Source organism: Commensalibacter communis, assembly GCF_947179105.1.
GTDB classification, from domain to species: Bacteria; Pseudomonadota; Alphaproteobacteria; order Acetobacterales; family Acetobacteraceae; genus Commensalibacter; species Commensalibacter communis.
The window spans coordinates 54,436-70,120 of record NZ_CAMXCK010000008.1 but is presented as its reverse complement, the minus strand read 5'-3'; the positions used below and the strand labels follow the sequence as shown (position 1 = coordinate 70,120).

Here is a 15,685-nt window from a genome sequence, read left to right as displayed (position 1 = left end):
CAGCAACTAAATAAACTCAAGAAGTTTTCTTAACCACCGCTCCGGTAAAAACACTTCTATACAAATTGAATAGAAGCGTCAATAAGATTCTCTTAAAAAAATTAAAACTTTTCCTTAAATATAAAAAAATTAATTATCCCATATACTTATAAAAAATCATTGAAAATCCAGAACAACAGGAATCTACTAAATATAAAAGTAAGACAGAAGCTATTAATCATAAACCTTAATCTAAATAGAAAATTACTGGCAAATGTATATTGCTATATTATAATAGCTATGTAAATATAGTTAAATGAACATATCCAAAGAACCAAACGAAGTCTCTGAACTTCGTAATAATATAGTAGCTTTAGCGCGGGCCCTTAAACAATCTGCTCGATCAGGCGATGAATCTTGGACTAATTTAATGGTCTTGGGGTTAATCGAAAGATCAAATGGAAAGATTACCCCTTCAGAAATAGGTGCAGCTCTCGAAATCCGCTCATCTAACCTAGCTAGTTTGTTAAAGAATTTAGTACAGAGAAAATTAATCATTCGTGTCACTGATGAAAATGATAAACGAAAAATTTTACTAGGCATTACTGATCCTGGATTAAATTTAGTCAGAACAAAACGTCAAGAACGCGATCTTTGGCTACAGGAAGCGATGCAGAGCCTATCTCAAGAAGAACAAACTCAATTATTCGAAGCCGGAAAACTGATAAAGCGAATTATCGATTCCAAGCTAGAACAAGAGTGAATACACAATATTTAGGAAAATGAATGTCCATTCGTCGTTTAAATCATATAGTCATTTGCGTTTCTGACATCGAAGTATCTACTCGGTTTTATAGAGATATCTTAGGTTTAGAATTAGTCAGTACATTGCCCGAACAAAATAACTGGAAAGAAATGAGGTTCTTTTGTGCAAAGGGCAAATCAACAAACCACCATGATCTTGCGATCATTGCCAACGCTACATTACCGTCACCTGATTGGGGGCAACCGATCTCTCCTGGTTTATTTCATGTTGCCTTTGAAGTTGGTACTATTGCTGAATTAGAAAAATATGCAGTTACTTTAAAAGATGCTAACTCTTTTATTGATCAACTATATCAACCCATGCATTTATCTGTTTATGGGAAGGATCCCGATGGGATAGCCATAGAAATCATTTGGCGAATTCCGAATGACTGTTGGACTTATTCTGATTTATGGCGTGCACCGTTAAATTTTGAAGAAGCTATAGCGAGATGGGGAGCTACATTGAAAACTGGGGCTGCTGCTGGTGAATCAACGTAGCATCTCCAAATCAGATTTAAATGTATTTATAGAAATTAGATATTATGCTTCACAATAAATCGGTCTTGTAAAATAGGAGCTTTGTTTTTAATAACGTAATCAATCGCATTTATATCCAACACATCAACCCAAGTATAAAATTATGGATCTCTAGCCGAGAATAGTTCTTTCCTCAGCGGCGTATTGCAAATGCATCCCTTTTGATTTTATCATTAGTAATTATCAGCACTCCAATCTAGCTAATGCTTATTCGGGCTTTTATTAGTCGAAACGACAACAGTATCAGGGTATGTTGCCTCCCATCCACCGCCGAGTGCTTTATACAGTTGCACAAGATTAATCGAAATTTGAGCATTACTTTGAATTAAATCTTGTTGCGAAGACAGCAACCGTCGTTGAGCATCCAGTACATTAATAAAGGTTTGCAATCCTTGACGATATTGTGCTTGAGCCAATTCTACAGAACGTTGATTGGATTTAACAGTCTCTTGTAAACGCACTTGTTTTAATTGTTCTGCTTGGTATGCATTTAACGCATTATCAACTTCTTGCCAAGCTTGTAAAACAGTTTTGCGATATGTCAAAGCAGCTTCTTTTTGCTCGGCTTTTTTGAGTGTTAGTTGCCCTTTCAACTTTCCCCCTTCGAAAATAGGCAGAGAGATTGATGGACCAACATTCCATGCTCTGGCGCTCCAAAATCCTAAATCCCTAAAGGACAAAGATTGAAAACCCATCCGAGCATCAACAGTTACTTTTGGATAAAAATCTGCCTCTGCCATTCCGACCTCAGCCGTTGCAGAATGTAATTTGGCCTCAGATTGACGAATATCAGGTCTGCGTTGTGCTAATTCTGACGGAAAACCAATTGGCACTTGAGGTGGTACGAGCGGAATAGGTTGTGGTGCAGATAACTCCTCACTTAATGCTCTGGGAGGTTCACCTAATAATAATCCCAATGCATTAATATATTGAACAATTTGTTGTTCTAAACTAGGGATCTCTGATCTGGTTTGTTCTAATTGTGCCTCAGCAGAACGTACATCCAGCTCTGTAACCAGTCCCCCATTAAATCGTTGGGTTGCTAGGGTCAAAATATGTTGAGCAATTTTTTCATTTTCTTTGACAATATGTAATTGCGATTGCAATTCACGCAATGTCATATAATTTTGAGCAACCTCAGCTTGTTGAGCAATTAAGACACCCCGACGATCTTCTTCAGAAACTTGTCTCAACGCACTTGCGGATTCATATTGACGTCTTACTCTTCCCCACAAATCGAGTTCCCAACTTGTATCGAGACTATCGCTCCATTGATTGAAAGAAGGTATATCCATATCACTTGGATTAACCACATTTCCTAATGCAGGCTCACTATTCCTGACCTTTTGCAAGGCTCTGCTAAACGATTTTTGACTATATTGGCTTCTTTGATAGCCTGCAGAAGCACCTAAACTTGGAAAACGAGCAGCACCCGCAATCATTAATTGCGCGCGACTGGCAATTAATCGTTGTGTAGCCATCTGGATATCCAAATTTGCTGTTACTGCGCGACGCTCTAGATCTGTTAAAACTGGATCACGAAAATATTCCCACCATTGTGGGTTAATTTTTTGCATGATGACTTGGCTATTTACAGGGGCTTGTAAATTGTTTGTAACATTTGACCATTTCGAGGGAGTCCAAACGTCCTCCTTGTGATAATCAGGTCCGACTGCACACCCGATCAAGGTTGGAATTGTCATAACCATCATTAACAAAGAAAATTTAAATTTCATTCTTCCAACCAACTTTTTAATCACTTTGACATCATTGCAAACCGTTTGCTTTGTAGCATCTTTATGCATCATATCAACTAAAAAAGATTATCTCTTAATTATTGTCGAGGCAATCTTTGCCAATTTTTCATATAGCTAACTCAATCAAATGATGAAAATAAAAATATAAAGATTTAATTCATAAACCTCGTCCTCAAACAGACCATTTCTTTTTAAAAATAGCAAAATCTTAATGAAATATTATTACTCTTAATTTATTTTTTTTGTTTAAATTAAACTTTACTTTTAACCCATTTCAGCATTGGTTGCTCGATAAAACGATATGCAAAAAAACCAAACAAAACAGAAGCGAATAAAAGTATAACTATAAAAATTAAAGGAGATGTCAGATGCAGCATTATACAAAGACGGCTTGCAACAACCAACGTAAAAGGGTGACTTAAATAAAGAGAATAAGAACTATTTCCAAGTTTTTCGAGCAAAGAACATAAGACATTTTTTGGATCCGGCAAACAGTTTTCAAGATGTAAACATCCGTTAAAAATCATAAACATCGGGAGACCTGCATGAAAAACACGGTATGGACTGCGTAACAAAAAATCGTCGATATTTTGATATAATAAAACAGGCAATCCACATATAATCATAATAAAGCACCAGAACGGAGGGATTTTAATATGTTTGAAAAGAACAAATGAAATAATACCAAATACAAAATCAACTAACCAATGACTGAAAACGAAATCCATGATTGGTCTATGATCGTCAATAATCCATCCAATACATGTTATTATTGCGATAAAAACAGATATATAAACATATCGAACGTATGATTGCAGAGGAAATAATAAAAAGAATGAAAATATCAAATAAAAATAAAATTCATAACTGAGGGTCCAGCCTGTGCCAACCAAATAGGTTTTTCCAAGCGGTAATAATAAATATGAATCAAGAACAGAAATACTATTCGCAGCTGCATGAAACACATTCAAAGGTAACAAATATAAAATCAAAGCAAGCGTTGTAAAGAACCAATATAATGGGATAATACGTTCTATCCTTAATTTCATAAAATTAATAAATGACACTTTTTTATCATGTGTCGTATAGCACATGATAAAGCCAGAGATAATAAAGAACAGGTCTATCCCCGTCCCCCCCATATTAAACCAATATTTGCTACAAATTTGATTCTGCACTTCTTTGTTAACAATATGAGTCATTACAACAAGCAATGCTGCAAAACCTCTTAAAAACTGGACGGAGTAAAGCATAAACGCTCATTATTATAAAATTATTATTTTCTTATATGCTGTTAAAGTTGAATAATTTGCATATATCTATTTTCTAATAAACGCTTTTAAATCATTCGGGCACAAAAAACAAAAAAAATTGCTTAAAAACAAATTTTTTTGTTGCATCATTTTGTATGAAAAGCTACTAAAGACACGGAATGCTGTTGTAGCTCAGTGGTAGAGCACTCCCTTGGTAAGGGAGAGGTCGAGAGTTCAATCCTCTCTAACAGCACCATCTTCCCTAATCTTTTGAAAATTTATGTATAGTGCATGGGAAACCATATTGAAAAACAACTTCCCTTCCCTAATTGGCTTTCAATAATCAAACTGCCTTTATGGCGAGTAACCAGATGTTTCACAATAGCCAGCCCCAGCCCTGTTCCACCATTTTTATCATCCGCGCGATAAAAACGCTCGGTTAAGCGTGGAATATGATTTTTTTCAATTCCTGGTCCATTATCTTTAATTGAAACAACCCATCCTAAACCCGGCCACTTTATTCTGTCTTCAGAAAAAGCAATTTCACAAATTACTTTAGCATCCTGATTGTCACCTAATGGTGCATATCGCATGGCATTTTCTAATAAATTATGAAAAATCTGAAAAAGCTGATCTTTTTCTGCATCAATTTCTACGTCTTGTCCTTCAACAGAATCTTTATATTCTAAATCAACCGTTTTATCTTTGATTTTGAACCTTGCTTCTTCTAGTATTTGTTTCAAGACTTCCTTTAAATTGACCTGTTCTTTAATCAGCCTATATTCGTCACGCTCTACCCTTGATAGTGCTAATAATCCATTGGTCAAACGAATCATACGCCTAACTTGCATTTGCATAATATCTAAGAACCTACGCTGCATTTCAGGCTCGGTGTTATCCATGGTTAACAAGGTTTGGACAAATCCATCCAAGGATGTCAAAGGCGTACGTAACTCATGGCTGGCATGGGCAATAAAATCCGTACGCATTTGATTAAAAGAAATTAACTGGCTTTGGTCAATAATAGTGATTAAGACGATATTCTCCAACGTTTCAGGCCGATCAAACGAATGGAAAACAAGTTTAAAATAATAAAATTTAGGCAGTTCAAACTGGATTTCGATCTCAACAACAGAGCCATTAGACTGAGATTCCAAAGTCTGTATAAATAATGGATGTCGTAAAATATCTAAGAATACGTCATTATAATGATTATAAGCATATATATTCAAATCATATGCGATATTATTGGTAAAATATTTAAAATGCTCCTTAAACTGATTTCTTAACGAGGCTGAAATGGGTGCTGTTTGATGAGATATCACTAAAATAGGTAGCGAAATATGGTCGATAATATTCTTAAGATCATCCAGAGCACCAAAGAATTCTTTCGTTGAATCTTGGATAAGAGATTGCTCTTTAACGGATGAAATATTTTTAGAAATTTTTTGGAAAATTAAACAGATACATAGACCAATAATAGTCCCCAACATAAAAACAAATAATACATCAAATTCAATATTATTGAACATCAAGCGCATATCCTGCAGATCGAATCGTACGAATAATATCCCGTTCCCCACCTGCATTCAGCTCTTTTCTTAATCGCAAAATATGAACATCAACAGTTCTAATTTCAACGTTCATATTCTCTCCCCAAACTGCATTTAATAATTCTTCACGTGAAAACACTTTTTTAGGGTTACGTAAAAAATATTCTAATATTTTATATTCTGTTGGACCCAAATTGAGTAAACGCTCACCACGATATACTCGGTGCTCTAACATATTAAAAGCAATATCTTCAAACTGCAGAACCTCGTTTTTAACCTTTGAGGTAAAACTTGAGCGCCTTAACACCGCTTTTATTCTTAGTAATAATGTATCGATACTAAAAGGCTTGGTAATGAAATCGTCGACACCGACATCAAAGGCAGAAATTTCGTCAAATTCCTCTCCGCGTGCCGTCAACATAATCACTGCTAAAGCAGATATTCCCTCTTTCCCACGAATATAACGACAAATATCTAGCCCCGTGCCCCCTGGCAAATTCCAATCTAAAATTAACGCAGAATAGCTATTATTTTGAATATAAGTTAACGCATCCGCGTAGTTTCCAGCCACATCAACTTTATACCCCTTTTTCTCTAAATTATACTGCAATAATAAGGCTATCGACGTATCATCTTCAACAATCAAAATATTTGCCAAAGCATTCATCACGATTCTATCGTGTCCTCTATAACATCAATAGGACCTACACGTTGATAAGGGAGTGTATCGCCTGTAAAAACATAATAATAACTCTCGATAATATTAGTAATATGATCCCCTATTCTTTCTAAATTTTTTACCATAAATAATAAATGAGAGCATACCCAAATATATTGTGAATCTTTTTCCATTAAATTGGTTAATTCTGTAAAAACAGATAAATATAAATCATCCACAATATCGTCTGCATTCCATAGATGTAACATCAATTTTTGGTCTTGCGTCGTAATTGCAATCACCACTTGACGCAGATTTTCTTGCACTTGTCGTCCCATTGTCAATAAACCCGATAATGGAATACTCTCATTAATTGTTTTAATTTGCACGATACGACGACACATCCCCGCAATTAAATCACCAATACGCTCTAGATCAACACAAACTTTGAATGCTGAGACTATTTCACGTAAATCAATCGCCATCGGGGACCGTAACGCTAATATTTGAATAGAAAAGGCACTAACCATTTTCTCATAAGCGTCGATTTCGATATCATGTAAAGCGATTTCATAAGCCGTATCAATTTTACGATCACGCAATACAACCAATGTTTGTGTCAACTGATTTTCGACCATACCAAACATGCGTAAAATCATACTTCGTAGTTGTTCCAGCTCTTGCTCATAACGGCTGACTGTATGTTCTGGAAGTTTATCCACCATTTTATATCATTCCTTTATTATCCAAAACGTCCAGTAATATAATCATGCGTTTTGGCCTGAGCTGGCTTTGTAAATAATGTTGCGGCATCATTAACTTCAATTAGCTCACCAGAGTAAAAGAAAGCAACATTATCCGCACAACGTGCTGCTTGTTGTAAATTATGGGTCACTAATACAATCGTATATTTTTCTTTTAAAATATCCAACAATTCTTCTATTTTCGCGGTGGAAATCGGATCCAATGCTGATGTTGGTTCATCCAGCAACAGCACTTCTGGCTCCACCGCTAAAGCCCTGGCGATACATAATCGTTGTTGCTGTCCGCCTGATAATCCCAAAGCTGAACGATGTAAACGATCTTTGACCTCATCCCATAATGCCACCTGACGAAGTGCTGTTTCAATTTTTTCCTGTATCCGTGCAGATGAAGGGCGCTCGTATAGTTTAATCCCAAACGCAATATTTTCGTAAATCGACATACTAAATGGCGTTGGCTTTTGAAAAACCATTCCAATACGTGATCTCAGAATATTTAAATCAATATCTTTGTCCAAGATATTCACATCATCAAACAGAATATTGCCCTTTGCATATTGATTTGGATATAAATCGTACATCCTGTTTAACATTCGTAACAATGTTGACTTTCCACAACCTGAAGGACCAATCATTGCGGTAACTTTTTTTGCATTAATATCAAAGTTAATATTCCTGAGGGCATGATATGCACCGTAATAGAAATCAACCTTTTGAATTGAAATGGCAACCTGATTATCGGTCATATTAAGTTAATCCTTTTTCCGATGTCTATCTACATATATTCGAGCAATTAAATTTAAACATAAGACAAAAAAAGTGATTAATAAGGCTGCTGTCCATGCAAGTTTAATCCATGTGTCATCTGCAGAATCTGCATATTGATAAATTGTTAATGGCAGGCTTGCCATCGGTTTCAGAATATTCCAACTCCAATCCGAATTGCCCAAAGAGGTAAAGAGCAACGGTGCTGTTTCCCCAGCCATTCTTGATATAGAAAGCAATATACCTGTAATGATACCACCTTTGGCCGCAGGTAAACAGATAAACAAAATGACTTTCCATTTAGGGGCACCCAGCGCAAAACCAGCTTCATGAATAGCAGATGGAACCATGTTCAATGCTTCTTCAGTAGTACGAGCAATCACGGGCAACGCCAATAATGCCAACGCCACCGAGCCTGCTAATGCTGAATATCCCATCGTCATCACCAACAAAATATAAACAAATAATCCAATTAAAATCGACGGCACTGACATCATAATATCTGCAATAAAACGGATGATCGTACTCAACTTTTTATTACTACATTCAGCCAGGAAAATACCTCCCAATATTCCTGTTGGAACAGCAATAATGATTGCAATACCGACCTGAATCATACTACCTAGGATAGGATTTAGTAACCCACCAGGCAATCCCTGAGGTGCCGTCATATGCGTCAATGTAAAAAAGGATAGGCCAGATAAGCCATTAATAAATAATGTGATTAAAACTGATATTAAAATACAAAGCATAACCAGAATAGTGCTAAAAGCAAAAACCGTCATCAAACGATTTTTTATAAATCGCCACGTGATTAGATGATTTGTACGCCCTTGTAATTTTTTGACGTCTTGTGCCATTTCTACTCTATCCTATCGAGACTTTAAGACTTGCTTTAATAAAAGCTGAGAACAAAACAATACAACAAAAGAAATAACCATTAACACCGCACCCAACGCCATTAAAGATGACATTTTTAAGCTGCCTGCGGCACTTTCTGAAAACTCCAATGCAATCAAAGACGCAATTGTATTGCTTGGCATAAACAAAGACCAACTAGCATGATGGGCATTTCCAATGACAAAAGTAACCGCCATTGTCTCACCCAAAGCACGTCCCCATCCCAGAACGACCCCACCAACAACACCCTTTTGTACCCATGGGACAATCACTTGATGCATGACTTCCCACCGGGTTGCACCCAAGCTATAGGCACTTTCCTTAAGCATTACGGGAGTGTTGGCAAAGGATTCTTGCATAATTGCGGTAATAAACGGCGTAATCATAATTGCCAGGATTAATCCAGCCGTTAAAATACCAATACCATAAGTGCCACCTGAAAAAAGGAGCTCTATATATGGTACATTACCAAAAAGATTTTTTAAAAAAGGCTGAACATATTGAGACATTAATGGGACTAAAATGAAAAATCCCCACATTCCCAAAATAATAGAAGGAATAGCAGCCAATAATTGTATAGAGGCTGTAATATATTTCGAAAACCGTTGTGGCATCAGCTCATTTAAACAATACGCACATCCAAAGGACAAAGGAAGTGCCAAAACCACCCCGATACAAGAACTGACTAACGTTCCGACCAAAGCAGCCCCAGCACTAAATTGCTGTCCCCCAGGATTCCAATCCGTAGAAGTTATAAAACGAAAACCAAAGACAGAAAAAGCTTGTTTCCCTTGCCAGAACAGCTCGAAAATGAGCCCCAAGAAAATTAAAAAAATCAATGCACCACCACACCACATCAATGATGTAAATAGATAAGGTATGATTTTTTTATCTTTTCTATATCCTGCTTGCTTCAGCAACATTATTTTGCCTTTGCCTCTTTCCCAGCAACACCAGCATATTCCCAAGTTTTTTCGATTTTTTCTTTAACAACAACAGGCAGAGGAATGTAATGGAGCTGATTAGCAATCGCATCACCATGTTCAAATCCCCATCTGAAAAATTTTGTAACTTCTTGAGAGTTTTTATTTTGCGCTGGAACTAATACATAAGTTGTTGAAACAATTGGCCAAGAAGCTGCATCTTTCGTGTCGATCAAATCAACATCATAATTTTTCGCATGGACCCAATCTGCAGCTTTTGCAGCAGCTTTAATTGAATCTTCATTAATAGAAACAAAATCACCTGCAACATTTTTTAACTGTGCTGTATTTAGATGATTCTGCAAAGCATAAGCATATTCAACATATCCAATTCCGCCTTGAATATTCTTAACCATAGAAGCAACTGCTCCATTGCCACGACCACCCATACCCACAGCCCAAGCAATGGACGTATTAGATCCATAAGCCTTTTTCCAATTTGCAGATTCTTTTGACAAGTAAGACGTAAAAACTTGCGTTGTTCCAGAACCGTCAGCACGATAAACAGGCGCAATATCAATCGCTGGTAACGTAATTTCTTTATTAATTGCCACGATACGAGGATCGTTCCATTTGGTAACTTTACCTGCATAAATATCAGCAACAATATCCCCCGTCAAACGTAGGTGACCTTCTTTTATCCCAGGAACATTCACAACCACAGCGACACCACCAATAGCTGTTGGAAATTGGACTAAATCTTCTTTGGTTAATTGTTCAATAGGGGTCGCCATATCCAACGCACCAAAATTTACAGTTTTTGCAATAATTTGATTTTTACCTGCACTCGATCCCAAAGGTTGATAATTAACTTTGATGTTAATATCTTTTACAGCACTTGCTGCCCAATTTTGATACAAAGGTGCTGCAAAGCTGGAACCTACACCTGTAATGGTTACGACATCTTGAGCTTTAACATTTGGTAAAACCGCAGCAAAAAAAGCAAAAGAAATCCCAACAACAGAAACAATACGAAGATTCTTATTTTGGAAAAAAGACATTAATATTTCCTTAGTTACATAAAATTATTCTGAACCAAACTTTACATAAAAAAGAACAAAATACGTGTGAATATTTTATGAAAAACAAGCCTTCAATTTCGAAACTTGTCATATAAGGTTCATAAAACTATTATGAAAATGAAACCCATATCAAAGAGAAATCATTTAATAAAACCATAAAATCATCTTAATGAATTAGGGTTTTCATATGGCTATCTATACTAAATTGCAGCGTACACTTTTACTGACGACTATTATCAGTACAACATTTGCTCCATTTGTTTCAGCACATGCCGATACAAGTCAAGAAGCAACGTTAAAAGCGTTGAACAAACAAATGATCGAAATGAATAAACAGATCATGGCACTTAAAAAAGAGGTTACAACCTTACGCTCTCAACAAAAAAACTTAAAAGCAAATCAAACTACTAGCCGTAATACAAAAAGCAAAAAAATGGTTGCACAACGTGCACCTGAAACAGAGCCTACCCCCCTAATCTCTCATACGACGACCCCCTCTGGGCAACCAGATCCTAAAATGATTAACGTTGCAGAAAACCAATCTGATGATGCACATCGTAATCAAAAATCAGTCATTGAACTTTTGCATAATGATGGTTTACCCCCACCTGATCGTGGTGCTTCCTTTTGGTCACCAAACATGCCGTTATTTTCCTCAGCGACCAAACATGATGAAACCGTATATGTTGGTGGTATACGGATCGGATTTCCTGGTGGAAGACCAACCATTGCTACAGATGATGGTCGATATAGTTTCTCTATTGGTCTTGCATTGCAAGAAGATATTGGCAGTTATATTAACTCTGGTAACAGAAGAGGCGAAACTAAAGGTCGCTTCTCTCAGTTTAGAGAAACTTTACGCCGTGCTCGTATTCCATTCACCTTCCGATACACAGATTTCGCAGTGAATATCACACCCGATTTTGGCGGCGGAAGTGCTGGTTTATACGAAGCCAATATGCAATATGGTGGTTTAAAAAATACGATCTTAACCTTTGGTTTTTTTGAACCTCGCGTAACCTTAGAAGGATCCGAAAGTTCAAACGAAGGCGCATTAATGGAACGTCCTGCTGCGGCAGAGCTTGCACGTGGTATTGCTGCTGGGGATTCTCGATTCAGTATTGGTGGTGTAACTTACGGAAAGCGTTGGTACGTTGGAAGTTATTTTACAGGACATACCTATAGTGCGACAAGAGATAATCCCGATATTATCAAAGACCAAACAGGTGGGATGCTGCGTGTTGCAGGACGCCCATATGCTAGCAAAGACATGGATTTACATCTAGGTCTATCAGCATCCAGCGCATTTAATGTCGCACAAACCAACAAGGGTAAACAATATAACTTTTCTGGTTCTCCTGGGTTCAGGTTAACGCAAGAAACATTAATAAGAACAGGTGCTTTGGATAATGTTAGTAATGTTTGGGAAGCAGGCCCAGAATTGGCTTTCCGTTGGAATCGATTCCTGGCTAAAGGGGAATATATTCAATATGGAATCAATCGTTCTGGCGGACAAAGAAGCCTGAATTTCGATGGATATTATACATCTTTGACATATACTATCCTAGGTAAGCCAAGAAGTTACGATATTCGTTCTGCTGCGTTCCGTTCGCCCGCAGTTGAATATGATTTTGATCCAAAACAAAATCATTGGGGTGCTGTGGAAATTAGTGGCCGATGGAGTGTCCTAGACTTAAACAGCCATAAAAACTCTTCTGATGGTGTGCAAGGTGGTAAACAAACCGTATGGACTGGCGGTGTAAACTGGTATCCCAACCCACATTTCAGAGTCTCTTTGAATTATGATCATGTCATGACAAGCTCTACACCTAATAATCCTTTGAATATCAGAGGCAGAAATCTGGATGCTGTTGCCGCGAGATTCCAAGCTGCATTCTAACTCATCATAATATTGTTTATTCATTCATATCGAAAATTGAAACGAGCCTATTGATATGAATGAATATAAGCCAAAATGACGTTAAATCCTTATGATTAAAATAACTATTAGCAAGAATGATAAGATTTATTTATGTCTATTAAGGTTTGAAAAAAGCAGAACAATCGCCTTTTGTTTTTTTATATAATCTTTGGAAATCATCAATGATAATATCAAGTGTTTGTGACAAGTAATAAATAAACTCCTGCTGATTATAATTTTTAAATTTTTGATTCTGTGTAATGAATTTTTCAGCACGTTGTTCCATTTTAGAAAATGTAAAAAAAGGTATGTTATATTTGGGTGGATTACCCAATGCGATGGCGCGCTCATTAGCGCGCATAATTACTCCTGAGGCCATAAAGTCGCCAATCATACATTCTTCTTTTTTGGATCTGTATCTTTAGTTTGTAAATAGCAATCATAAACATCAGCTGCTAATCTTTTCATTCCCTCAGCGCAATATTATGGAAAAAACCTTTTTTCTGTCGCTTGAATCATTGATTCAGGAGCTTATGTTAGCTTGTCTGCTGCTTGTGCGATCAAAGAAAATACCAGAATAGGCAAGTAAAAATTTTTTTATTCATTTAACCATAAATAAAATATTTATTACTTTCTTATTTAAATTAAGAGATTATTTTCTTCATAAGAAATAAATATGACCATTACTTACTTAATGTACGCAAATCAATCATAATTAATTACTAAAATTATTGAAAACTTTAGTATGAAATCTTAAAAGTTAAAGAAAATTGTTAGATTTTTAATATAGCGAAAATATATTTTGGATTTGCGCGGTAAAATATAAGAAATATTTATATGTAAATGTTCGTAAACGATTTACTTTACCTGATCACATTTTAAATGAAATATAATTTAGTTTAAGCACCATATAACATAGTTATATGGTAGCGACGGGCGGATTTGAACCACCGACCAAGGGATTATGATTCCCCTGCTCTACCACTGAGCTACGCCGCCTTGATATAATCTAAAGACGAGCTTTAATTACTCTTGTTTCATATAGAAAGTCAAGCATTTTTCGCTCGTCTTTAAAATTATTTTTAATTGCTCTCTTCTTGCAATTTCTTTTTCGCTGCAACAGAGCGTGCAGGTCTGCCACGACGAGCTGGGCGAACAGGTGCTGGCTCGGCACTTTCTTCAGCAACGGCGGGGGCTTCAACAGGTTGTTCTGCAATAACTTCAACTGTTTCAACTACCACTTCTTCTGGTTGTGGTTGTGATTGTTCTTCAGACGAAGAAACAGCAGGCGTATTCTCACCAGAGTTTTCGGAATATCCACCATTATTATGATGTTGAGGGCGTTGTTGCTGGCGCTGTTGAGCAGATTGATTCATCATAATTAAGATACGAGAATAATGCTCGGCGTATTGAAAAAAACTCTCTGCAGCGACGCGATCCCCAGAACTTAAAGCATCACGACCATGTTGAAGATATTTTTCATGAAGCTGTTGAGCTGTTCCACGGATACGTGTATCTGGCCCGTTACTGTCGAAAACATGATTTCGATTAAATGAGGTCTGTCCATTTTGATGACGAGAACCCCCATTACCAGGTCGATGGTAACGGCTTCGCATACGTTTTGTATTCATAAGGTGTCGCTGTGCTTTCCTATTCGCAATAGCTTTAAATTTCGGAACTAAGTTCTGAAAAGTCACTATTTAAATGTCATAATAAAAATATGAATCTTTCAGTATATTAATTGATTTTCATTTGCGATTTCATCACAAAAACAATTAATTCACTTAACTCTAATTAGGTAATATCCATTATAATTATTTTACCTAGCAATTTTATAATTGCCACATCCTTTTATAAGGTTTAACGAGATAAAACAAGAGCCCTGATACAACCATTTAGGTCTTGTTGTTTTTTCACAACAGATAACCCTTTTAATAAAGCAATATTAGAAACCTCTATATCTTGCTTTATACCAAGCTCTAAAACCAATATACCACTATTTGATAATAAATCAATTGCCTGATTACAAATATATCGATACGCGTCCAGACCATCAACTCCGCCATCCAAAGCGGACATGGGCTCATATTGCTGTACCTCTGGCATTAACTCTAACAGCTCTTTTTTACGAATATATGGCGGGTTAGACAAAACCACATCAAATTCACCTTGCACAGCATCTGCCCAATTCCCTATTACAAATGAAGCTCTATCTTGTAGTTTACAATATTGGGCATTTTTATGTGCCAACAAAGCAGCTTGGGGGATTTTCTCAACCCCTACACCAAAAGCATTAGGATACTCAGATAATGCAGCCAATAATAGACATCCCGTTCCTGTTCCCAAGTCCAAAAAACGATAAGCGTTTTGACGATCTGGCAATAACTCCAATAATACTTCGATTATAGACTCACTATCAGCCCTAGGAATCAGTGTTGCTGGGGAGACCGCTAAATCTAAACTCCAAAATCCTTGTTCGTTGACAATATAAGCAAAAGGCTCTCGCTTGCCACGCCTTGAAAAATATTGGCGGATTAATACAGGATCTATCAGCGTATTTTTATCCATCATGAAAATTTCAGTCATGCTTTTTTGCAGAGCTGCGGCAATGAGTAATTGAGCCTCTCGCCTCGGATCTTCTATCTCTGCAGCCTTTAGCAAGATCTCACCCTCACGTATCAACAGACCAAGCGGAATTTGTATTTCTTGCATGATTAAATTTTTCAGCCTTTTTACTGCAATATTTTAAAGAAACAAACCATAGTTTAATAACTTGTATATAACTTTAC

The 15,685-nt window shown here is 36.6% G+C and carries 15 protein-coding genes and 2 tRNA genes; 4 read left to right on the top strand and 13 right to left on the bottom strand.

Translation table 11 applies throughout. From position 1 onward, the window contains the following. Positions 1-295 precede the first annotated feature (295 nt). Both PQG52_RS10710 and PQG52_RS10705 read left to right on the top strand, forming a co-directional pair. Positions 296-742 carry a MarR family winged helix-turn-helix transcriptional regulator gene (locus PQG52_RS10710; RefSeq protein ID WP_271829464.1) on the top strand — a complete coding sequence of 149 codons (447 nt, stop codon included), beginning with the start codon at positions 296-298 and terminating at the stop codon, positions 740-742. A 23-nt stretch (positions 743-765) separates the two neighbouring features. Next, positions 766-1,284: a VOC family protein gene (locus tag PQG52_RS10705; RefSeq protein ID WP_271829463.1), complete on the top strand. Its 519-nt coding sequence runs from the start codon at positions 766-768 to the stop codon at positions 1,282-1,284. Positions 1,285-1,523: 239 nt separating this feature from the next. On the opposite strand, the gene PQG52_RS10700 is transcribed toward PQG52_RS10705, so the two are convergent. Continuing rightward, positions 1,524-3,059, bottom strand: coding sequence for an efflux transporter outer membrane subunit (locus tag PQG52_RS10700; RefSeq protein WP_271829462.1), 1,536 nt, complete (start codon positions 3,057-3,059; stop codon positions 1,524-1,526). A gap of 272 nt (positions 3,060-3,331) precedes the next feature. Continuing rightward, on the bottom strand, positions 3,332-4,333 hold the full coding sequence (locus PQG52_RS10695; RefSeq protein ID WP_271829461.1) for an acyltransferase family protein: 1,002 nt from the start codon (positions 4,331-4,333) through the stop codon (positions 3,332-3,334). A gap of 181 nt (positions 4,334-4,514) precedes the next feature. On the opposite strand from PQG52_RS10695, the gene PQG52_RS10690 reads away from it, so the two are divergent. Next, positions 4,515-4,589: transfer RNA gene (locus tag PQG52_RS10690), tRNA-Thr, on the top strand. A gap of 22 nt (positions 4,590-4,611) precedes the next feature. Here PQG52_RS10690 and PQG52_RS10685 read toward each other — a convergent pair. From PQG52_RS10685 to pstS, 7 genes are read right to left on the bottom strand one after another with little or no spacing between them, the layout of a single operon-like run. Then, positions 4,612-5,865, bottom strand: a complete 1,254-nt coding sequence (locus tag PQG52_RS10685; RefSeq protein ID WP_271829460.1) for an ATP-binding protein — start codon at positions 5,863-5,865, stop codon at positions 4,612-4,614. Further along, positions 5,855-6,553: a response regulator gene (locus PQG52_RS10680; protein ID WP_271829467.1), complete on the bottom strand. Its 699-nt coding sequence runs from the start codon at positions 6,551-6,553 to the stop codon at positions 5,855-5,857. Before PQG52_RS10680 ends, PQG52_RS10685 begins: the two co-directional genes overlap by 11 nt. After that, positions 6,553-7,269 carry a phosphate signaling complex protein PhoU gene (gene phoU / locus PQG52_RS10675; RefSeq protein WP_271829458.1) on the bottom strand — a complete coding sequence of 239 codons (717 nt, stop codon included), beginning with the start codon at positions 7,267-7,269 and terminating at the stop codon, positions 6,553-6,555. Before phoU ends, PQG52_RS10680 begins: the two co-directional genes overlap by 1 nt. 17 nt (positions 7,270-7,286) lie before the next feature. Further along, positions 7,287-8,051 (bottom strand): phosphate ABC transporter ATP-binding protein PstB, encoded by a 765-nt coding sequence (pstB, locus tag PQG52_RS10670; RefSeq protein ID WP_271801940.1) that lies wholly within the window; start codon positions 8,049-8,051, stop codon positions 7,287-7,289. Between the two features lie 6 nt (positions 8,052-8,057). After that, entirely contained in the window at positions 8,058-8,930 is an 873-nt protein-coding gene (gene pstA, locus PQG52_RS10665; protein ID WP_271790423.1) for a phosphate ABC transporter permease PstA, read from the bottom strand. Positions 8,931-8,942: 12 nt separating this feature from the next. After that, positions 8,943-9,893: a phosphate ABC transporter permease subunit PstC gene (gene pstC / locus PQG52_RS10660; RefSeq protein WP_271829457.1), complete on the bottom strand. Its 951-nt coding sequence runs from the start codon at positions 9,891-9,893 to the stop codon at positions 8,943-8,945. After that, positions 9,893-10,954: a phosphate ABC transporter substrate-binding protein PstS gene (gene pstS / locus PQG52_RS10655; RefSeq protein WP_271829456.1), complete on the bottom strand. Its 1,062-nt coding sequence runs from the start codon at positions 10,952-10,954 to the stop codon at positions 9,893-9,895. The genes pstC and pstS overlap by 1 nt, the downstream gene beginning before the upstream one ends. A gap of 208 nt (positions 10,955-11,162) precedes the next feature. Here pstS and PQG52_RS10650 point away from each other — a divergent pair, with 208 nt between their 5' ends. Further along, entirely contained in the window at positions 11,163-12,875 is a 1,713-nt protein-coding gene (locus PQG52_RS10650; RefSeq protein ID WP_271829455.1) for a porin, read from the top strand. Between the two features lie 139 nt (positions 12,876-13,014). Here the strand turns inward: PQG52_RS10650 and PQG52_RS10645 are convergent, their stop codons facing one another. From PQG52_RS10645 to prmC, 4 genes are all read right to left on the bottom strand, one after another. Beyond that, positions 13,015-13,290, bottom strand: a complete 276-nt coding sequence (locus PQG52_RS10645) for a hypothetical protein (RefSeq protein ID WP_271829454.1) — start codon at positions 13,288-13,290, stop codon at positions 13,015-13,017. 530 nt (positions 13,291-13,820) lie between these two features. Beyond that, positions 13,821-13,895, bottom strand: a tRNA-Met gene (locus PQG52_RS10640). 83 nt (positions 13,896-13,978) lie between these two features. Then, positions 13,979-14,527, bottom strand: a complete 549-nt coding sequence (locus tag PQG52_RS10635; RefSeq protein WP_271790419.1) for a DUF4167 domain-containing protein — start codon at positions 14,525-14,527, stop codon at positions 13,979-13,981. Between the two features lie 229 nt (positions 14,528-14,756). After that, positions 14,757-15,608 carry a peptide chain release factor N(5)-glutamine methyltransferase gene (prmC, locus tag PQG52_RS10630; protein WP_271829453.1) on the bottom strand — a complete coding sequence of 284 codons (852 nt, stop codon included), beginning with the start codon at positions 15,606-15,608 and terminating at the stop codon, positions 14,757-14,759. Positions 15,609-15,685: the final 77 nt, after the last annotated feature.